The organism is Curtobacterium sp. PhB170 (assembly GCF_003752345.1).
Classification (GTDB): Bacteria; Actinomycetota; Actinomycetes; order Actinomycetales; family Microbacteriaceae; genus Curtobacterium.
This window is the reverse complement of sequence record NZ_RJUM01000009.1, coordinates 107,191-127,719: the sequence shown is the minus strand read 5'-3', so window position 1 is coordinate 127,719 and position 20,529 is coordinate 107,191. Positions and strand designations below refer to the sequence as shown.

Annotated in this window: 17 protein-coding genes; 11 read left to right on the top strand and 6 right to left on the bottom strand. The window is 72.1% G+C overall.

The window, feature by feature from the left end; genetic code table 11:
• The first annotated feature begins 11 nt into the window (after positions 1-11).
• The 3 genes from EDF40_RS04745 to EDF40_RS04735 all read left to right on the top strand — a co-directional run bounded on the left by EDF40_RS04745 (position 12) and on the right by EDF40_RS04735 (position 3,646).
• Positions 12-854: a purine-nucleoside phosphorylase gene (locus tag EDF40_RS04745; protein WP_123338930.1), complete on the top strand. Its 843-nt coding sequence runs from the start codon at positions 12-14 to the stop codon at positions 852-854.
• On the top strand, positions 851-2,527 hold the full coding sequence (locus tag EDF40_RS04740) for a phospho-sugar mutase (protein ID WP_123338931.1): 1,677 nt from the start codon (positions 851-853) through the stop codon (positions 2,525-2,527). The genes EDF40_RS04745 and EDF40_RS04740 overlap by 4 nt, the downstream gene beginning before the upstream one ends.
• A 165-nt stretch (positions 2,528-2,692) precedes the next feature.
• Entirely contained in the window at positions 2,693-3,646 is a 954-nt protein-coding gene (locus tag EDF40_RS04735) for a hypothetical protein (protein WP_123338932.1), read from the top strand.
• 94 nt (positions 3,647-3,740) lie between these two features.
• On the opposite strand, the gene EDF40_RS04730 is transcribed toward EDF40_RS04735, so the two are convergent.
• Positions 3,741-5,525, bottom strand: coding sequence for a biotin carboxylase N-terminal domain-containing protein (locus EDF40_RS04730; RefSeq protein WP_123338933.1), 1,785 nt, complete (start codon positions 5,523-5,525; stop codon positions 3,741-3,743).
• A 79-nt stretch (positions 5,526-5,604) separates the two neighbouring features.
• Positions 5,605-6,399, bottom strand: coding sequence for a nucleoside triphosphate pyrophosphatase (locus EDF40_RS04725; RefSeq protein WP_123338934.1), 795 nt, complete (start codon positions 6,397-6,399; stop codon positions 5,605-5,607).
• Positions 6,400-6,413: 14 nt separating this feature from the next.
• Between EDF40_RS04725 and EDF40_RS04720 the strand changes: the two genes are divergently transcribed.
• The 4 genes from EDF40_RS04720 (at position 6,414) to EDF40_RS04705 (ending at position 10,985) form a co-directional block, all read left to right on the top strand.
• A complete protein-coding gene (locus EDF40_RS04720; protein ID WP_123338935.1) occupies positions 6,414-7,673 on the top strand; it encodes a class I SAM-dependent RNA methyltransferase in 1,260 nt (419 codons plus the stop codon).
• A gap of 131 nt (positions 7,674-7,804) precedes the next feature.
• A complete protein-coding gene (locus tag EDF40_RS04715) occupies positions 7,805-8,521 on the top strand; it encodes a response regulator transcription factor (RefSeq protein ID WP_111086608.1) in 717 nt (238 codons plus the stop codon).
• 5 nt (positions 8,522-8,526) lie between these two features.
• Positions 8,527-9,939: a sensor histidine kinase gene (locus tag EDF40_RS04710; protein ID WP_123338936.1), complete on the top strand. Its 1,413-nt coding sequence runs from the start codon at positions 8,527-8,529 to the stop codon at positions 9,937-9,939.
• Positions 9,936-10,985: a hypothetical protein gene (locus EDF40_RS04705; protein ID WP_123338937.1), complete on the top strand. Its 1,050-nt coding sequence runs from the start codon at positions 9,936-9,938 to the stop codon at positions 10,983-10,985. Before EDF40_RS04710 ends, EDF40_RS04705 begins: the two co-directional genes overlap by 4 nt.
• A gap of 757 nt (positions 10,986-11,742) precedes the next feature.
• On the opposite strand, the gene EDF40_RS04700 is transcribed toward EDF40_RS04705, so the two are convergent.
• Together EDF40_RS04700 and EDF40_RS04695 are read right to left on the bottom strand one after the other, a co-directional pair.
• Positions 11,743-11,997 (bottom strand): acyl-CoA carboxylase subunit epsilon, encoded by a 255-nt coding sequence (locus tag EDF40_RS04700; protein WP_123338938.1) that lies wholly within the window; start codon positions 11,995-11,997, stop codon positions 11,743-11,745.
• 13 nt (positions 11,998-12,010) lie between these two features.
• Positions 12,011-13,606 (bottom strand): acyl-CoA carboxylase subunit beta, encoded by a 1,596-nt coding sequence (locus EDF40_RS04695; RefSeq protein ID WP_123292198.1) that lies wholly within the window; start codon positions 13,604-13,606, stop codon positions 12,011-12,013.
• A 74-nt stretch (positions 13,607-13,680) separates the two neighbouring features.
• On the opposite strand from EDF40_RS04695, the gene EDF40_RS04690 reads away from it, so the two are divergent.
• The 4 genes from EDF40_RS04690 (at position 13,681) to EDF40_RS04675 (ending at position 18,371) form a co-directional block, all read left to right on the top strand.
• The gene (locus tag EDF40_RS04690) at positions 13,681-14,481 is read left to right on the top strand and encodes a biotin--[acetyl-CoA-carboxylase] ligase (protein WP_123338939.1); all 801 of its coding nucleotides are present in this window, start codon (positions 13,681-13,683) and stop codon (positions 14,479-14,481) included.
• A gap of 4 nt (positions 14,482-14,485) precedes the next feature.
• On the top strand, positions 14,486-15,034 hold the full coding sequence (locus EDF40_RS04685) for a PH domain-containing protein (protein WP_185002771.1): 549 nt from the start codon (positions 14,486-14,488) through the stop codon (positions 15,032-15,034).
• A 65-nt stretch (positions 15,035-15,099) separates the two neighbouring features.
• Positions 15,100-16,407, top strand: a complete 1,308-nt coding sequence (locus EDF40_RS04680; RefSeq protein WP_123338941.1) for a UDP-glucose/GDP-mannose dehydrogenase family protein — start codon at positions 15,100-15,102, stop codon at positions 16,405-16,407.
• Positions 16,408-16,481: 74 nt separating this feature from the next.
• Positions 16,482-18,371: a glycosyltransferase family 39 protein gene (locus EDF40_RS04675; RefSeq protein WP_148053798.1), complete on the top strand. Its 1,890-nt coding sequence runs from the start codon at positions 16,482-16,484 to the stop codon at positions 18,369-18,371.
• Here the strand turns inward: EDF40_RS04675 and EDF40_RS04670 are convergent.
• Both EDF40_RS04670 and EDF40_RS04665 read right to left on the bottom strand, forming a co-directional pair.
• Positions 18,346-19,893, bottom strand: coding sequence for a DUF2142 domain-containing protein (locus EDF40_RS04670; RefSeq protein ID WP_123338943.1), 1,548 nt, complete (start codon positions 19,891-19,893; stop codon positions 18,346-18,348). The two genes, EDF40_RS04675 and EDF40_RS04670, sit on opposite strands and share 26 nt — an antisense overlap.
• A 10-nt stretch (positions 19,894-19,903) precedes the next feature.
• A complete protein-coding gene (locus EDF40_RS04665; RefSeq protein WP_123338944.1) occupies positions 19,904-20,419 on the bottom strand; it encodes a GtrA family protein in 516 nt (171 codons plus the stop codon).
• Between the last annotated feature and the right edge of the window lie 110 nt (positions 20,420-20,529).

Sequence of the window (20,529 nt, the reverse complement as noted above, 5' to 3'; positions counted from 1 at the left end):
AGAGTTGGGGCATGAGCACCGAGAACCCGCTGAACGACCCCGCTGCCGACCCGTTCGAGGTCGCGCGGGACGCCGCCGCCGTCATCGCCGCGAAGTCCGGCATCGAGCGGCACGACATCGCCCTGACCCTCGGCTCGGGCTGGGGCAAGGCCGCCGACATCATCGGTGAGACCGTGTCCGAGATCCCGGCGGACCAGGTCCCCGGGTTCAGCGCCTCGGCCGTGCCCGGACACTCCGGCACCATCCGGTCGATCCGCCTCGCCGACGGCCGCCACGCGCTCGTCATCGGCGCACGCACGCACTACTACGAGGGCCACGGCGTCCGCCGGGTCGTGCACAGCGTCCGTACCGCCGCGGCCGCTGGTGCCACGGTGATGGTGCTGACGAACGGTGCCGGTGGCATCAAGGAGCACTGGACGCCCGGCACGCCCGTGCTCATCAGCGACCACATCAACCTGACCGCCGACAGCCCGCTCGAGGGCGCGACGTTCATCGACCTCACCGACCTGTACTCGTCCCGGCTGCGCGAGGTCGCCCGCTCGGTCGACCCGTCCCTGGACGAGGGCGTCTACACGCAGTTCCGCGGCCCGCACTACGAGACCCCTGCAGAGGTCCAGATGGCCAAGGCCATCGGCGGGCACATCGTCGGCATGTCCACCGCACTCGAGGCCATCGCCGCCCGACAGGCCGGCATGGAGGTCCTCGGGTTCTCGCTCATCACGAACCTCGCCGCCGGCATCCAGAAGACGCCGCTGTCGCACACCGAGGTGCTCGAGGCCGGCAAGCAGGCCGAGCCCGTGATCGCGGACCTGCTCGCCCGCGTGGTGACCGCCCTCGGGCAGCCGGCGTCGTGAAGATCGACCTCGACCACGTGCTCGGGACCGCTCGGTCCTGGCTCGCGCAGGACCCGGATCCGCAGACCCGTGACGAGCTGACCGCCGCGATCGACGACGCCTCCGACGGCTCCGGCCCGGCCGTGCAGGCCCTGGCCGCGAGGTTCGGCGGCCGGCTGCAGTTCGGTACCGCCGGACTCCGCGCCGAGCTCGGCTACGGCCCGCTCCGCATGAACCGGGTCGTCGTGTCGCAGGCCGCTGCCGGGCTCGCACGCTTCCTGATCGACACGGGCCGGTCGCGCAGTGTCGTGATCGGCTACGACGGCCGGGTGAACTCCGACGTCTTCGCGCGCGACTCCGCCGAGGTCATGCGCGGCCTCGGGCTCGAGGTCACGCTGCTGCCGGTCGCCCTGCCCACGCCGGTGCTCGCGTTCGCCGTGCGGCACCTCGACGTCGGCGCCGGGGTGATGGTCACCGCGAGCCACAACCCGCCCCGCGACAACGGGTACAAGGTCTACCTCGGACAGGACGACGACGGGTCGCAGATCGTGCCGCCGGTCGACGGCCGCATCGCGGACGCCATCGACGCCGTCGCGGCGGGGTCGATCACGGACCTACCCCGGGGCACCGACTACACCGTCGCGTCGTCCGCGCTGCTCGATGCCTACGTGGCCGCGACGGCCGCCATCGTGCCGGCCCCGACCCTGGCGCCGCAGGAGCAGCCGAAGGTCGTCTACACGGCGATGCACGGTGTCGGGTGGGAGACCGCACGCGCGGTGTTCGCCGCCGCCGGGTTCGCGTCGCCCGCGGTCGTGCCGGAGCAGATCGAGCCGGACGGAGCGTTCCCGACCGTGTCGTTCCCGAACCCGGAGGAGCCCGGCGCGATGGACCTGGCGATCGCCCGCGGGCTCGCCGTCAGCGCTGACCTCGTCATCGCGAACGACCCCGACGCCGACCGGCTCGCGCTCGCGATCCCGGCGGTGTCCGACTCCGGGGACCCGACCTACCGCCGCCTGTCGGGCAACGAGGTCGGGTGGCTGCTCGGCTGGCAGGCTGCCGTCCGCGCGTCGGAGACCGGCGCCACGGGCACCCTCGCAGCGTCGATCGTCTCGTCGCCGGCGCTGGCCCGCGTCGCCGCCCGCCACGGTCTGGAGTACCGCGACACCCTGACCGGCTTCAAGTGGGTCTCCCGGGTCCCCGGGCTGCTCTTCGGGTACGAAGAAGCGCTCGGCTACCTGGTGGACCCGTCGGTCGTGCGCGACAAGGACGGCATCTCGGCGGCGCTGTCGCTGCTGTCGTTGGCGTCGGACCTGGCCGCTGCCGGATCGTCGATCGCCGGGCAGCTCGACGCCTTCGCCGCCGAGTTCGGGGCGTTCGCGTCGGGGCAGGTCGCGACCCGCGTGGACGACCTGTCCCGCATCGGCGAGATCATGGCCTCGCTGCGGTCCGCGCCGCCGTCGTCGCTCGGCGGCCTGGAGGTCCGCACCGTGACGGACTACGTCGACGGGGTGGAGGGCTTCCCGCCGTCGGACATCCTGCGCTACGACCTGACCGGTGACGCGCGCGTGATCGTCCGACCGAGCGGCACCGAGCCCAAGGTCAAGGTCTACATCGACACCGTCGCGGAGACCCCCGCCGAGGCCCAGCGCCTCGTCGACGCCCTCGCGGCGTCCGTCCGCCCCCTGGTCTCGTAGCGCGCGGCCCCGCCCGCCCGGCTCGTTCGTGTTGCGCCCCGCTGCGGGCATCGCGCCCCGACTCTTCGGGGCGCGATGCCCGCAACGGGGTGCGCTGCCCCGTGGCCTGTCCACAGATCGCGCAGACCCCGCTCGCGACGGACCGTGCGTCGCGATCATCGGAGCATGGAACACGAACCCATCTCGACCGTCGGCCTCGCGCAGGACCCCGGTCGTGCGTCGGCGATCCGTCGCGCAGCGGATGCCGGCGCCCTCGTCCGGGTGCACCGTGGCACGTACATCGGGTCGGGCGAGTGGGCGTCGATGACGGAGCGCGAACGACATCGCATGCTCGTGCGGAGTGTGCTCGCCGGCGGGACGGGCTCCGTCGTGGTGTCGCACCGGTCAGCGGTCGCCATGCTCGGACTGCCGTGGATCGGGGCGTTCGGCGAGCGTGTCACGGTGACAGACCCGTCCCGGGACCGGGGCCAGGTCAAGCGGAGCATCCAGCGCATCGGCAGCGCCGGCCGGCGACCGTCCTCCGTCGAGGTCGACGGTGTACCCGTCACGACGTTGATCGAGACCGCGGTCGACGTCGCCCTTCGCGAACACCCGTGGCGTGCCATCGTCGTGCTCGACGCGGTCCTGCGGCGCGGCGTCGAGCGGGCGACGATCCTCGAAGCGCTCGGGAGTCGTCGTGCTCGCGGGCATCGACGCGCGCGGGAACTGGTCGAGTACGCGGATCCGCTCGCCGAGTCACCGGGGGAGAGCATCACACGGTGGGGTGCGCACGTGCTCGGCGCACCGGACCCGGTACTGCAGCAGGAGTTCCGGCACGACGGCCTGCTCCGCGACCGGGTGGACCTGTGGTTCGCGGAAGCCGGGGTGATCGTCGAGTTCGACGGCCGGGTGAAGTACGACGACCCGCGGCGAGGGCGCACGGCGGCAGACGCCCTGGTCGACGAGAAGCGCCGTGAGGACCGTCTCCGCCGTCGTCGAGGGGTCAACGGCTTCGCACGGGTGATGTGGTCGGACGCGATGCCTGCGGGGCAGCTCCCGCGGATCCTGCACGATGCCGGGGTGCCGCTCGGACCGAACTGGGGTACTGCCTGGCGTCATGCTGCGAGCCGCGCCCTCTGACGGTCATTGCGCCCCGAAGAGTCGGGGCGCGATGACCGCAGCGGGGCGCAACCCGAGCTGACGAGCCGCGACGGCCCGCGACGGCCCGCGCGGCCTACGCCAGCTCGAGCAGCACGTGACCGGACGAGACCGTCTGGCCGACCGGGGCGTTCAGCCCGGTGACGACGCCGTCCTTGTGGGCCTGCACGGGCTGCTCCATCTTCATGGCCTCGAGCACGACGAGCAGATCGCCCTTCACCACGGTGTCACCCTCGGCGACCGCGAGCTTCACGACGGTCGCCTGCATCGGCGACGCGACGGACCCGCCGGACTTCGCGATGCCGCCCTTGACCGCCGACGAGCGGCGCTTCGGGGGAGCGGAGGGACCGGCCGGACGACGACCGGCGACACCGGCGGCGGCACCGCCACCGACGATCGACGGCATGGTGACCTCGATGCGCTTGCCCTGCACCTCGACGACCACCGAGTCGCGCGAAGCCGGCGCCGGCAGTTCTTCAGGAGAACCGCTCCACGCCGGGATCCCGCCCACGAAGTCGGTCTCGATCCACTGCGTGTACACGGAGAACGGCGAGGAGTCATCGGTCGCGAACGCCGGGTCCGACACGACCGCACGGTGGAAGGGCAGCACGGTCGGCAGGCCGGTGACCTCGAACTCGGCCAGTGCACGACGCGAGCGCTCCAACGCCTCGGCGCGGGTGGCACCGGTGACGATGAGCTTCGCGAGCATGGAGTCGAACGAACCCGACACGACGTCGCCGCTCACGACACCGGAGTCGACGCGGACGCCGGGGCCCGACGGCGCGTTGAAGGCGTGCACGGGGCCGGGCGCGGGGAAGAAGTTGCGGCCCGGGTCCTCGCCGTTGATGCGGAACTCGAACGAGTGCCCGCGGGGCGTCGGGTCGGAGTAGTCGAGCACGCCGCCCTCGGCGATGCGGAACTGCTCGCGCACCAGGTCGATGCCGGTGACCTCTTCGGACACGCAGTGCTCGACCTGCAGTCGGGTGTTGACCTCGAGGAACGACACCGTGCCGTCGGCGCCGATCAGGAACTCGCACGTGCCGGCACCGACGTAGCCGACCTCGCGCAGGATCGCTTTCGACGATTCGTACAGGCGCTCCTGCTGCGCATCCGTCAGGTACGGCGCGGGTGCTTCCTCGACGAGCTTCTGGTGCCGGCGCTGCAGCGAGCAGTCACGCGTCGACACGACGACGACGTTGCCGTGCTCGTCCGCCAGGCACTGGGTCTCGACGTGGCGCGGCTTGTCGAGGTACTTCTCGACGAAGCACTCGCCCCGACCGAACGCCGCGATGGCTTCACGCGTCGCCGACTCGAACTGCGAGGCGACCTCGTCGCGCGTCCGTGCGACCTTCAGGCCACGGCCACCGCCGCCGAAGGCCGCCTTGATGGCAACCGGCAGGCCGACCTCGTCGGCGAACGCGATGACCTCGGAGGCGTCCTTGACGGGCTCGATGGTGCCGGGGGCGAGCGGCGCGCCGACCTTCTCGGCGACGTGGCGCGCGGAGACCTTGTCACCGAGGCGCTCGATCGAGTCGGGCGACGGGCCGATCCAGGTCAGTCCGGCGTCGATGACGGCACGGGCGAAGTCGGCGTTCTCGGCAAGGAACCCGTAGCCCGGGTGCACGGCGTCTGCGCCGGACCGTCGGGCGACCGAGATGATCTTGTCGATGACGAGGTAGGTGTCGGCGCTCGTGGTGCCGTTCAGCGCGTAGGCCTCGTCGGCGAGGCGGGCGTGCAGGGCGTCACGGTCCTGGTCGGCGTAGACGGCGACCGATGCCTTGCCTGCGTCGCGGGCCGCGCGGATGATGCGGACGGCGATCTCGCCGCGGTTCGCGATGAGGACCTTGCTGATACGGGGCATGAGACATCAGCGTATTCGTGCAACGGGAGCACGAATTGACTGGCACCCACAAAGAACCGTGCCGAACAAGTGCGGATGTCTACAGTGACCAGAACTCGTGCCAGCGGACGCCGAAGCCGCGGAGCAGCATCGACCGCAGCACCGGCAGGGACAGCCCGACCACCGCCGACGGTGCCCCGTCGATGCGCGAGATGTACGCCGCCGCCCGCCCGTCGATGGTGAACGCCCCCGCGACCTCGAGCGGCTCGCCCGTCGCCACGTACGCGTCGATCTCCTCGGCGGACAGGTCGTCGGCGAACGTCAGCACGGCGCTGTCCACGGCGACCACGCGGTCGCCACCGGCGGCCACGGCCGACCCGCCGGGCGCGACGTCCCCCAGCTCCGGCACGCCGGCAGGAGACGTCACCAGGGTGCGGACGGGAGGCACGGGGCGGACCGCATCCGGGCCTCCCGTCCGTCCCGTGGCCGGGTCCAGGTCGCGGCGCCGGTCGTCGCGTCGTCGATCGATCACGCAGTGTCCACTCCACAGCGTCCCGCCGCCGGCGGCGAGCATCTGCCGCCAGCGCTCCCGGGCCACCGACGGGTCGTGCGGCTTGCCGTACAGGCGCCCGTCGACCTCGAAGGCGGAGTCGCCGCCGAACACGAAGCCGTCGACCGGCGACCCGGCGACGTCGGCGTCCGCGACGGCCGACGCCTTGGCGACGGCCAGCAGCGACACGAGCTCCGGGCCGGTCAGGTCACGGCCGAGCGCGGCGGCGGCCGCGGTCGCCGCGGCGTCCTCGTCGACCCCGGGCGACACGAGGACGGGCTCGATCCCGGACTGGGCGAGGAGTGCTCGGCGGGCAGGGGATGTACTCGCGAGGTACAGACGCATGGGACCATCGAACCATGGGTGAATCCGTCGGAACGCTGCTCGAACTCGACGTCACCGGGATCGCCCACGGCGGCATCTCGGTGGCACGGCACGAAGGCCGGGTGGTCTTCGTCACGGACGCGATCCCCGGGGAGCGCGTCGTCGCCCGGGTGACCGAGGACCGGAAGAAGTCGTTCTGGCGCGCCGACACCGTCAGCGTCGTCACCCCGAGCGAGCACCGCGTCGACCACGTCTGGGCCGAGGCCGCGCTCGACCGCGACCCCGAGACGCGCCCGGGCGGTGCCGAGTTCGGCCACATCGCCCTCGCACACCAGCGCACGCTGAAGCACGACGTGCTCGTCGACTCGTTCTCGCGGTTCGCGCACACGGACCTGGCATCCGTGCTCGGCTCGGACGTCGTCGTCGAGGCCGCACCCGGTGACGACGCCGCGAACGGCCTCGGTTGGCGTACCCGGGTCCGGCTGCACGTCGACGAGCACGGCACCGCCGGCCCGTTCGCCGCGCGCTCGCACTCCGTCATCCCGGTCACCAGCCTGCCGCTCGCGAACGACGCCGTGCAGCAGAGTGCGCCGCTCGGCCGTGGCGTGATGCCCGGCTCGTCGGTCGTCGACGTGCTGGCACCGAGCGGCTCCGAGGGGGCGCGCCTCGTCATCGACGAGCAGAAGCCCACCGTGGTGACCGAGGTCGTGGGGGAGCGCACCTTCGCGGTGGACGACAACGGCTTCTGGCAGGTGCACCGTGCCGCGGCGTCGGTGCTCACCGAGGCCGTGCAGGACCTGGTCGACCGCGACCGGCTCGACCCCGAGGGCACCCACCTGGACCTGTACGGCGGCGTCGGCCTGCTCGCCGCCGCGCTCGGCGACCTCGTCGGCCCGAAGGCGCGCCTCACGAGCGTCGAGAGTGCCGCACGCGCGACCGAGCACGCGCAGGAGAACCTCGCCGAGTGGCTCGGTGCGCGCGCCGAGACCGGCCGGGTCGACCGCTGGCTCGCGAACACGGTGGCGAACGCCTCGCGCGCCGAGCAGGACCGGTTCCGCGCCGGCACGATCGTCCTCGATCCGCCGCGTGCCGGTGCCGGTCGTCAGGTCGTCGAGCAGATCGCGGCCCTGCACCCGTCGCAGGTCGTCTACGTCGCCTGCGACCCGGTCGCGCTCGCCCGCGACGTCGCGACGTTCGCCGACCTGGGGTACAAGCTCGAGGTGCTGCGGGCGTTCGACCTGTTCCCGCACACCCACCACATGGAGGCCGTGGCGCGCCTGACGCCCGCGCGCTGACGGGCAACCGGGCGGTTTCGTCCGCGTGGCGCGTCCGGTTTCCCCGGACCTGAGTCCAGCCTGGGTATCCTGGGCGCTGATGGCGATCCGGTTTCAGGGGCCGGGGACGCACATCGGAACGAGAGGCCACAGTGGGAGCAGGAACGACAACCGCAGCCGAGACGTCGGGCACGGCCACCAGGCCGGTCCGGGTCGCGATCGTGGACGACCACGAGTCCGTGCGACTCGGGATCCAGGCGGCGTGCCAGAACGAGGGCTTCGAGGTGGTGCTCACCGCCGCGAGCGTGCCCGAGTACGTCCAGAACCTCGACGGGCGCGAGGTCGACGTCGTCGTCCTCGACCTGTCACTCGGTGACGGCTCGACCGTGACCGAGAACGTCAAGGGCGTGCAGGGGACCGGCTCCGCCGTGCTCGTGCACTCCATCGCGGACCGCGTCGCCAACGTCCGTGAGGCACTCGCAGCAGGGGCTGCCGGTGTCATCCCGAAGTCGTCCGCCACGAAGACGGTGATGGCAGCGGTCGCCACCGTCGCGCGTGGTGACGTGCTGAACAACCTCGAGTGGGCGAGCGCCATCGACGCCGACCGCGACTTCGCGAAGGCCCAGCTCGGCCGGCGCGAGCGCGAGATCCTGCACCTGTACGCCTCGGGCCTGCCGCTCAAGCTGGCGGCGCAGCAACTCGGCATCGGGTACTCCACGGCTCGTGAGTACCTCGACCGCATCCGCGTGAAGTACGTCGAGGTCGGTCGCCCGGCCCCGACGAAGGTCGACCTGCTGCGACGGGCGGTCGAGGACGGCATCCTCCCCGGGCTCGACTCGGGCATCGACCCCGACGGTGACGGTCGCTGAACACGATGGCGAGCGCGGCTGAGCCGGCGTCGCGCCGGGGGAGCGGCCCGGGGACCGGTCGTGGGACCGGTCGGTGGTTCGGCCGCGGGTCGGGCGGCGCTGGTGCGGCGTCTGGTCGTGCCGGCCGCGTCTCAGCAGGCTCGGGTCGTGTTCCCGGTGGCGACCCGGTCGGCTTCGGGGGCGGCGCGCCGTTCGGTGCCGACCCGTCACGCAGCGTCCGCGCGTCGATCACGCAGGCGTCGGTGGAGCGTGCCTTCGCGATCCTGCTGGCGATGACCGCGGTCGGCCTCGGCATCGTCGACACCCCCGCGGTCCTCGCCCAGTTGCCGTACCTCGACCCGTTCTGGGGCCCGGTCGTCGCGATCGCGCTCGGGGCGTCGTTCGTCCTGGTCGGGGTCTCGGCGTTCGTGCCGCGGGTGGCGCAGTTCGCGCAGATCCTCTGTGCCATGCTCTTCCTGGTCGCGTTGACCACGTGGCCGCTCACGGTGCAGGACTCGATCCCGTCCACGCAGCAGCCGTGGCCGTGGTGGTTCTGCACCGTCGGCTCGACCGCGGCGGCCTTGGGCTTCGCCACCTGGCGGGCCACGATCTACACCGCACTGGTGCCGGCGATCTACGTCGTCCTCCGGCTCACCCCGGTCGGCGGCGACGCCGGGCTCGTCCGTGCGCTGCTCGACGGCGTCTACACGGCGCTGCTCAGCGGTGCGGTGCTCGTCATCGCCGTGGTCCTCCGCCGTGCCGCTTCGTCGGTCGACACGGCGCAGTCGACCGCGGTCCGCCGGTACTCGCTCGCCATCCGCGAGCACGCGGTCGAGGTGGAGCGCGTGCAGGTCGACGCGATCGTGCACGACAGCGTGCTGACGACGCTGCTCTCCGCTGCGCGGGCCGACACGCTCGACGCGAAGACCCTCGCCGCCCGCATGGCACGGAACGCCATCGACCACCTCGAAGCCGCAGCAGCAGACGGCCCGGACGACGACACCCCGGTCTCGCTCGCCGACCTCCGCACCCGCATCGGGGAGGCGATCGGTGCCCTCGCGGTGCCCGTCCGGCTCGTCCCCGCCCTGGCCGGGTCGATCCGGCTGCCGGCGTCGGTCGCCGACGCTCTCGCGTCAGCAGCACTGCAGGCGGCCGTCAACAGCGTCCAGCACGCCGGTGGGCCCGACGTCGCCCGGTGGGTCCGCGTCGAGCAGCACGACGACGGCGTGCACATCGAGGTCGGTGACGACGGTCGCGGGTTCGACGTCGCGGCAATCCCGTCCGAACGACTCGGGGTGCGGCGGTCGATCATCGAGCGCGTCGCCTCCGTCGACGGCCGTGCCGAGGTGCACACCGCCCGGGGCGAGGGCACCCGAATCGAGCTGCGCTGGTCGCCGACCACGCCGTCCACGCCCACGACGACGGGAGCCGCAGCGTGAAGGTCTCCCTGCCCGCGAGCATCGCGCTCGGCCTGGCGTCGCTGTTCTCCCTCTACCACCTGGTCCTCGCCGTCGCGTCGCTGCAGCGCGTGCACGACGTCGGCCCCGTGATCGCCTGCATGGTCCTCTACGCAGCGGCCACCGGCACCGCGCTGTTCGTGCCCGGCAAGGTCCTGCCGGTCTGGACCGCGTGCTTCTCGCTCGCCACCGCGATCGTGATGCCGCTGGTCGCGGCACCCGTCGTCGACCTGTCGAGGCCGCCGGGGCCCGCCACGTGGTGGATCGCCGCCGTCGGCACGCTGATGGTCGTCCTCGTCGTGCGGGGTCGTGGGCCGTTCGCCTGGGCCGGCGTCCTGTTCCTCGCCGTCTACTCAGTGGCCTGGGCGGGCCCCGACGCGCTCGGGACGCTCGGGGTGCTCGGCAGCGTGGCCTGGGTCGCGATCGCCACGGTGTTCGCCATCGCCATGAACCGAGCCATCCGGAACACCCGTGAACTCATGCGCGCTGAACAGGAGACCGCCGACTGGCAGGCTGCGCAGGACGCCCACGTCTTCGAGCGGCAGTTCCGCCTGAGCCAGACCACGCGGATGGCCCTGCCGATGCTGCAGCGGATCATCGACTCGTGCGGTGACCTCGACGAGGCCGATCGGGCAGAGTGCCTGCACCTCGAGCAGGCCATCCGCGACGAGATCCGCGGCCGCTCCCTGCTGTCCGAGGACGTCCGCGACGAGGTCATGCGCCTGCGCCGCCGGGGCGCGACGGTGCAGCTGCACGACGACGGCGGTCTCGACGAGCTCGAGGTCGACGACGTCCGCCGCATCCACGCCCGCATCGCCGAGGCGCTCCGCCAGGCCCGCGAGGCCGACAACGTCATCGTCCGCACCGTCAGCGAGGGGTCCGACTCCGCGGTGACGGTCGTCGGGCTCAAGCTCGACACGGCCGCGAGCGAGTCCGCCGCCCTCGGAGCGGGCATGGAGGACGACGACGGCGACGAGGACGACTCCGTGGCCCTCTGGCTCGAGATCCCGCGGCACGAGCCCGCCTGAGGGGCGCTGCGCCTGCTCGAGCGTGGGCGTGTGCGGCGTCGCGCGCGGCGAGACGGAAGCGACGAGGTCGATGTCGTACGACATCGAGGGTGTCGCTCGTGCGCGCGCGCAACTGTTGTGTCCGCGTGCCGACGACGTCCTCGACGTCGTACGACGTCGAGGACGTCGTTCCGGGTCCGTGGGACGCGCGCGCGGCGGTGGACAGGACACGTGGCGGCCGGGAGGCGCGTGGCGGCGCCGCCACGGGCCTCCCGGCCGCCACGTGGTCGCGCCGGGCTGGCGCCGACGGCTGACGCGACAACACGGACGTCGTACGACGTCGGAGGCGTCGCTCGTGCGCGGGTGCAACTGTTGCCGGCGCCGGGGGACGACACTGTGGACGTCGTACGACGTCCAGGATGTCGTTCCGCATCGACGGCCGGCGCGAACGCCCCCGGAAACGGGGAACGGGCCGGTCGTATCCGACCGGCCCGTTCACGACCCGAGGCTGAGCGACAACCCGAATGTCGCCCTGCCTCGCAGCGGGCGGTGGCGTCGTACCCTAGTCGGCCACCGACCTGCGATGTTCTTCGTTGAAGGACACCGAACACCAGTAACTATGCCAACCCACAACCCCTGTGTCAGTCGTCATTATGGGGGACAAATTCGGCATTTCCGGTCCTCTTCGGCGATTCATGACCCCCGTGCGAGGGGATACCGACCGGGAAGTGCAGCCTGCAACGTCCGCCGGGTCGGGGACACCAGGGGTACAGCGAGGTCAGCGGAGCGAACGGCCCCAGGCGCCGGGGCCGTGGTCGAGCGAGCGACGCAGCCCGCGGGCCGAGGCCTGCCACCCGGTGCGCGGCTCGTCGACGACCTCGGCGCGACCGGCTGCTGCGGCCTCGTCGGCCTGGCGCTGCAGCACGGCGACGACCGCTGCGAGCTCCTCGGGGGTGGGCTCACCGGAGACCACCCGGACGTCGGCCACCGAGGCGGGCTCGTCCGAGGGGACCGGAGCTGCGTGACGACCCATCAGTGCGCACCCATCAGAGGGGGATGTTCCCGTGCTTCTTGGGCGGCAGCGTCGCACGCTTGCCGCGCAGGGCACGCAGGGCCTTGATGACCGAGACGCGGGTGGCGTGCGGCTGGATGATGCCGTCGAGCTCACCGCGCTCGGCCGCCAGGTACGGCGACGCGACGTTGTAGGTGTACTCGTTCGCGAGCTTCGTGCGGACCGCAGCGACGTCCTCGCCGGACTCCTCGGCGCGCTTGATCTCGGCGCGGTACAGGATGTTGACGGCGCCCTGACCACCCATGACGGCGATCTCGGCGGTCGGCCATGCCAGGTTGATGTCGGCGCCGAGCTGCTTCGACCCCATCACGATGTACGCGCCGCCGTAGGCCTTGCGCGTGATGACGGTGACGAGCGGGACGGTGGCCTCGGCGTAGGCGTACAGGAGCTTCGCGCCGCGGCGGATGACCCCGGTCCACTCCTGGTCGGTGCCGGGCAGGTAGCCGGGGACGTCGACCAGGGTCAGGATCGGGATGCCGAACGCGTCGCAGAACCGCACGAAGCGGGCTGCCTTCTCACCGGCGTCGATGTTCAGCGTGCCGGCCATGGCCTGCGGCTGGTTCGCGATGATGCCGACGGTGCGGCCCTCGACCCGGCCGAAGCCGATCAGGATGTTCGGCGCGAAGAGCGGCTGGACCTCGAGGAACTCGCCGTCGTCGACGACGTGCTCGATGATCGTCGTGACGTCGTACGGCTGGTTCGTGGAGTCCGGGATCACGAGGTCGAGCTCGTGGTCGGCGTCGGTGGTCTCGAGCTCGGGGGCGACGTCGTAGGCGGGGGCGTCGGACAGGTTGTTGTCCGGCAGGAACCCGATGAGCGAGCGGGCGTAGTCGAGGGCGTCGGTCTCGTCCTCGGCCAGGTAGTGGGCCACGCCGGAGACCGCGTTGTGGGTCTGCGCGCCGCCGAGCTCCTCGAAGCCGACGTCCTCGCCGGTGACGGTCTTGATGACGTCGGGTCCGGTGACGAACATGTGGCTGGTCTTGTCGACCATGATCACGAAGTCGGTGAGCGCGGGGGAGTACACCGCGCCGCCGGCCGCCGGGCCCATGATGATCGACAGCTGCGGGATGACACCGGACGCCTGGGTGTTGAGGCGGAAGATCTCGCCGTACTTGCCGAGCGCGACCACGCCCTCCTGGATCCGGGCCCCGCCGGAGTCGAGGATGCCGATGATCGGCACGCCCGTCTTCAGCGCGTGCTGCATCACCTTGATGATCTTCTCGCCGGCGACCTCGCCGAGCGAACCGCCGAAGACGGTGAAGTCCTGCGCGTACACGGCGACGTTGCGGCCGTGGATCGTGCCGACGCCGGTGACGACCGCGTCGCCGTAGGGGCGCTTGGCGTCCATGCCGAACGAGGTGGTGCGGTGGCGGACGAACTCGTCGAACTCCACGAAGGAGTTCTCGTCGAGCAGCTGCTCGATGCGTTCGCGCGCGGTGCCCTTGCCCTTGGCGTGCTGCTTGGCGATCGCGGACTCGCCCGCAGCGGTCACGGCCTCGTGGTACCGCTCGCGGAGGTCGGCCAGCCGGCCTGCCGTCGTCGAGAGATCGGGGGTGTCTCCTGAAGTCACCCGCTCACCCTACCGGCGGCGACGTCGGGGCCGGTTGGAGGACCCCCACGGTTCCTGCCCGTACATTTGCGTGCATGTCCACATCCCCGTCGTCGTCGTTCCCCGCCACCAGCGAAGCGGTCCGGTCGGCGGGCGCGACCCTCACCGTCCCCGACGAGACCGGCTCGACGAACGCCGACCTGCTCGCCGTGGCACCCGAGCAGCAGCACGGCAGCGTGGTTGCGACGCTCCACCAGACCGCGGGCCGCGGACGCCTCGACCGCACGTGGAGCGCACCGACCGGCGAGGCCCTGGCCGCGAGCCTGCTCGTGCGCGCCGACCTCGCCGACCACGACCGTGGCTGGCTCCCCCTCGTCGCGGGTGCCGCCATGCGTGACGCGATCGCACGGGTGCTGCCCGCCGGCGCCGACGTCGCCGTCAAGTGGCCGAACGACGTCCAGGTCGCGGGCGACAAGGTGTGCGGCATCCTCTGCCAGGTCGCCTCCGACGGCAGCATCGTGGTCGGTGCCGGCGTGAACCTCACGATCCCCGCCGACCGCCTGCCGACCCCGACGTCGACGTCGCTGCTCGTGGCGGGCGCGGTCGACGACGCCCCCGCGTTGGCCGACGCGGTCCTGTCCGCCTTCCGGGCAGCCGTCCTGGAGGCCGTGGCCGGCCTGGTCGCCGGTGGTCCCGCCGCCGAGTCGGTCCGGTCCCACGTCCGTGCCGCGTGCGGCACGATCGGTCGCCGCATCCGCCTCGAGCTGCCCGACGGCACCGTGGAAGAGGCCGACGCCACCGGCATCGACGACGAGGGCCGCATCACGATCCGGGATCGAGCGGGTGACTCCAGGGGCGTCGCCGTGGGGGACGTCACCCACCTGCGGTATGCATGACGGCATGACCGCCGAGCCGCCGCCCGAACGCGTCGTCGCTCGCCTGCGACCGCACGCTCGTCGGCTCGTGCGCCCTGCGGTGTTCGTCGTGCTGGTCACGGTCGCCGGCGGGTTCGGCTTCGGAGTGTTCCAGGCGCAGTTGGCGTGGCTCAACGCCGTCGTCGCCGGACTCGTCGTGGTGCTCGTGGTGTTCGGTGGCGCCGTGCCGTTGTTCCGGTGGATGTCCGAGCGGTACGTCGTCACGACCCGGCGGCTCGTCGTCGTGCACGGACTCGGCACACGGACCCGACGTGAGCTCCTGCACTCCCGCGGCTACGACGTGACGGTGCGGCGGCGCGGGCTCCAGGGCGTGTTCCGCTCCGGCGACGTCCTGGTGTTCCCGGGCGACGACCCCGCCGTGGTGCTCGCGGACGTGCCGCACGCCGACCTCGTGGTGGCCGTCCTGCACGACCTGGTCGAGGCGTACGAGGCCCGTCGCCGGCACCGCGAACCGGACTGGGACGAGATCGTCGGCGGGCCGGACCGACCGCCGTGGGGCGACGTCCGCGCCTGACCGCGGGCGCGACCCGGTGGGCGGCCAGTGTGTGACTTCGATCAGAAACCGGTACCGTCTTCGTCGTGCGTATCTCTGTCATCGGCTGCGGGTACCTCGGTGCCGTGCACGCCGCCTCCATGGCCAAGCTCGGACACGAGGTCGTCGCCGTCGACGTCGACCCGACGAAGATCGAGCGGCTCGCTGCCGGCGAAGCCCCCTTCTTCGAACCCGGGCTCCCGGAGATCCTGACCGAGGCGCTCGCCTCCGGCCGGATCCGCTTCACCACCGACATGGCCGAGGTCGCCGGTGCCCGCGTGCACTTCCTCGCCGTCGGCACACCGCAGAGCCCGACCGGTGCCGCGGACATGACCTACGTGGACGCCGCGGTCGCCGCACTCACCCCGTACCTGTCCGCCGGCGAGTTCGTCGTCGGCAAGTCGACCGTCCCGGTCGGCACCGCCGCACGCCTCGCCGCCGAGGTGTCCGAGGCCGTGCCCGGGGCGACACTCGTCTGGAACCCCGAGTTCCTGCGTGAGGGCTTCGCCGTGCAGGACACCATCAGCCCGGACCGCTTCGTCTACGGTGTGCCGGACGGTGCCGCCGGGCAGGCCGCCGTCGACGCCCTCGACGAGGTCTACGCCGAGGCGCTCGCGTCCGGCACCCCCCGGCTCGTCGTCAACCTGCCCACCGCCGAGCTGGTCAAGATCAGCGCGAACGCGTTCCTCGCCACGAAGATCTCGTTCATCAACTCGATGGCCGAGATCGCCGAGGTCGCCGGCGCCGACGTCACCGCGCTCGCCGACGCCATCGGCCACGACGCCCGCATCGGCCGCAAGTTCCTGAACGCCGGCCTCGGCTTCGGCGGCGGCTGCCTGCCCAAGGACATCCGGGCGTTCCAGGCGCGGGCGAACGAGCTCGGCGTCGGGGAGTCCCTGGCGTTCCTGGCCGACGTCGACGCCACGAACCTGCGTCGTCGTGCGCACGTCGTCGAGCTGGCGCAGGAGCTGCTCGGCGGTGTCGTGACCGGCAAGCGCGTCGCGGTGCTCGGCCTGGCCTTCAAGCCGAACTCGGACGACGTCCGTGACTCGCCCGCCCTCGACATCGCCGCACGCCTGCACGAGCTCGGTGCCACGGTGTCCGCCTACGACCCCGAGGCCGTCGTCACCGCGCGTCGCGTGCACCCGGAGCTCGACTTCGTCGAGACGGCGGCGGACGCGCTGTCCGGCGCGGACCTGGTCCTCGTGCTGACCGAGTGGACCGAGTTCCGCGAGCTCGACGCGACCACGGTGGCGTCCCTGGTGTCGAGCCCGGTCGTCATCGACGGCCGCAACTGCCTCGACCGCGACGCCTGGACCGCAGCGGGCTTCACGTACCGCGGCATGGGGCGCTGAGCGACATCGCGACGACGGGGGACGTGACCACGGCCGGCACACCGGAGGTGACCGGCGCGGACACGGAGTCCGCCGTGGGTCCACGCGCCGTCGCGCACGCCGCGGCACCGCACGCACGGCCGCGCGGGCGCCGGCGGCAGGTCGGCGCCTTCCACGAGGGCCGCCGGCCGTCGCGCGCATCGCTCGTGGGCAACGGGGCGCTCCTGGTCGTCGCGTCGGTACTGGTGGGCGTCGTCGCGTACCGGACGCGGCTCGAGGTGACCAACATCGACGGCATCTCGTACATGTCGATCGCCGAGCAGTACGCCGGCGGTCACTGGGCGGACGCCGTCAACGGGTACTGGTCCCCGATGGCGTCGTGGCTGATGGCACCGGTGATGCTGCTGGGCGCCGGGCCGAGCACCGCGTTCGCGATCGTCAACCTGGGCGCGAGCATCGCGGTGATGGGCATCGGTGCCTGGCTGCTGCTCCGCACGACCGGCAACGGCTGGACGGCCGCGTGGTCGATCGTGGCCACCGCTCCGCTCATGATCGCCAACGTGGCACTGCAGACCCCGGACACCCTCGTGCTGGCGTGGGGGCTCGTCTTCGTGTGGTCGCTGCTCGCCGCCGACCGCGCCTGGCACGGGTCCGTCCGGCGGATCGTCCTGGCAGCCGTGGTCATCGGCTTCGTCTGCGCGCTCGGGTACTTCACGAAGGCGTTCCTGGTCCCGGTCTTCCTGGTGGTCGTTCCGGTCTGGGCCCTGGTCCGCTGGTTCCAGGACCGGCGTGACGCGCGCGAACTCCGCTCCCTCCTGCTCCCGACCGTCGCGCTCGTCGCCGTGGTGGTGCTCTCCGCTCCCTGGGTCATCGCGCTGTCGGCCAAGTTCGGCGGCGTCGAGCTCGGATCGTCGCTGACCGTCAACGTCTCGAAGAAGTTCTCGGACGCGTCCGGCTCCGACTACGACGACGTCCGCATCCCGTCGCCGCCCAACGACCTGGCGGTCTCGCCGAACGAGGACCGCACGCCGTCGCTCTACGAGTCGCGCGTGTACACCGCCGAGCGCGAGCTGCCGATCCGCCTGCCCGCCGGCACCCCCGTCGCGGAACCGGTCGAGAGCAGCACGACGACGCTCGTCGGCAAGCTGACCTACTACGTCCAGGAACGGCTCGAGGCGCTGCCGTTCTACTTCGCCCGCATCGGGTCGTTCGCGCCCTTCGCGCTGGGCATCGGCGTCGTGTTCGTCGGGGCGGCGATCGCGGGTGTCGTGCACTACCGGCGGTTCGTGTTCGCGAGCATCGTCGGGATCTTCTCCGGCGTGTACCTGCTCGGGTACGCGGGCATCGCCACGGTGGACACGCTGGGCGGCAACGCCCGGTACTACCTGCCGCTCTTCACGGGGTCGGTGCTCATCGCCGGTGCGCTGCTGCCGACGTTCTGGCGGGCGGCACGTCGTGGCCGCCGCGTCCGACAGGTCGTCGCGGTGCTCGCGTGCGTGCTGCTCGTGGTCGCCTCGTACAGTCAGAACGTCAACAACGTCAGGGCGCCGTTCTCGACGTTGGCGGTCCGCCCCACGGGGTTCCCGGCCGGGCAGGTGCTCGGTGGGGTCGTCCACCCGGACGAGCCGCTCGTCGAGTCGTTGCGTGCGGCCGACGTGATTCCCTCCGGCAGCAAGATCCTCGGCACGAACACCCGCAACACGGTGCTCATCGCGTTCCGTCTCGGGGCGCAGATGTACGGCGAGGACGGGCAGGCGTACGACTACCAGGACCCGGCGTTCGTCGCCCTGCTCCGAGAAGCCGGCATCCAGTACTTCCTCAACTACACGAACCCGCGCAACCCGCAGGTCCGCGACTACTCGGCCATCGGGCCCGTCGTCGGCACGTTCCCGGTGTACCAGGTGTGTTCCGACGAGAAGGGCGCCCCGGTGCAGTCCTGCTCGGTCGACGTGATCCAGGTCACCGGGACGGGGACGGTGAACTGACCGGCACCGGCCGGACCCGCCACGCCTGCTGCACGCCGACGGTCAGTCCGACGGCGACCAGGACCGCCAGGACGACGACCACCGCGAACGGCACCGGCCCGGCCGCTTCGTAGCGGTCGACGCTCGCGGCGGACACCGGCCCCCGTGCGGCGTTCCAGAACCAGCCGGAGACGACGACGAGTCCCCACAGCCCGACCGTCGGCAGGCCGATGGCGAGGACCCGCACGGTCGCCGTCCGCGCCGCACCGGTCAGGGGGAGCCGTCGCCACGCGATCGCGCTGAGGACCACGAGGCACACGATCGCCGGGAACACGTAGCGGCCCTGCGTCCCCGCGACCTCGGTCGTCCGCAGGTACGCCTGCGCGCTGCTGACCGTCTGCAGGAGCAGCAGGAGTGCGGGGAAGACGGCCAGGCACCGCGCCGGGATCGCCGTCCCACCGCGGCGGAACGCCCAACCGAGCACCACGACGAGGGCGACGACGGTCAGCACGGCGGTGAGCGTGTCGCCGATGCTGACCTGGGCCCGTTGCCCGGGGGAGCCCCAGAAGGTGCGTGCGAGCGTGCCGAAGCTGACGTCCGCGAAGTGCGGGACCGACGGGTGCTCACCCGCGGGGAAGGGACGGTCCGGCCGGATCGCCGCGTAGCCGTCGGGCTGCAGGGTGTGGAACACCACGAGGTTGCGTACCCACCACCACGCGCCGAGCGCCGCCGCCACGGCGAGCGTGCCCGCGGTCCGGAGCAGACGGGCGGCCAGGGGCAGGCCTCCTGCCCCTGCCCCGCCCACCAGTACCACGAGCGCCACGAACGGGATCGCGGGCAGCCCGGTGCCCTTCGTCGCCACGAGGACACCGAGCGTGGCACCGAGGCCGAGCAGCGTGCGACGGCGGAGGTCACCGGTCAGCACGCGGGACGCGAGCCACACGACGAGTCCGCCGAAGAGCAGTACCGGTGCGTCGTTGGAGACCGAGGCGCCGATCGACGCGAGCTGCGGCACCGCGAAGAGTGCGAGGGTGCCGAAGACGGCGGCCCGCGGCGAGCGGGTCACCCGGCGGACGGCAGCCCACGCCAGCAGGGCGAGGGGCGTGACCAGGGCGGCGTCGAACAGACGGAGTCCGACGAGCGCGTGGTCCCACCGGAGCGAGCCGTGGTGCAGGACCCGGAGCACCAGTGCATCGGCGACGTAGGCGGTCGGCGGGTGCTGGGTCATCTGGTCGACCGTCTCGGAGTCACCGGGGTGTGCCGCGAGCAGCGCGCCGACGGTCGACCACGACGACGCGTCGCCGGAAGCCTGCTCCTGCTGCGCCGCCCGCACGGCGTTCGACACGTGCAGGGTCCCGGGGGCCGGCCAGCCGGAGCCGGTGGCGACGTGCAGCGCGGCGTCGAAGTGTGCGGGTTCGTCCGGGGCCTGGAACGCCGGCACGACGAGTGCCCAGAGGAGGAGCCAGAGGCCGAAGGTCGCCGTGAGGACCGCGATCCGCACGGCCTCCGACCGGGTGACGGTGGGGTGCGGTGCGTGTTGCATCGCGTCGAGACTACTGGCCGGAGACCTCGGACCGGGCCGCCGGGGCGATCGACGCGTCGTCGACCGGCGTCGCGACGGTGGCGGCGTCCCGGTCCCGACCGCCGCGCTCGGGGTGGTAGACCCACACCTTGTAGAGCCAGAACCGGAACGCGGTCCCGAGCACGAGTCCGATCACGTTGCCGGAGACGTTGTCCGCCAGCGCCGACGTGAAGCCGAGGACGTAGTGCGAGATCCCGAGGCACCCGAGCGAGATGACCATGCCGCCCAGCGAGACGACGACGAACTCGATGCCCTCGCGGGTGGCGACGGCACGGCGCTGCTCGCGGAACGTCCAGTAGCGGTTGCCCATCCAGTTCACGAAGATGGCGACCACGGTCGAGACGACCTTCGCCCAGAACGGCCCGGAGTGGACCTCGTCCGGGTTGAGCACGGTCGCCCGCAGGACGTTGAAGATCGTGGTGTCCACGACGAAGCCGACGGCGCCGACCACACCGAAGCGTGCCAGCTGGGCAATGAGGCGCCGCACGTGCCCTCCAGGATCCGTAGAGTTGTCACGGGCCGTGCACGACAGCGCGACCCGAACAGCGATTGTAGGCAACGCGTTCTCACCGCTCGGTGTGAACGCCGGAAGGATCA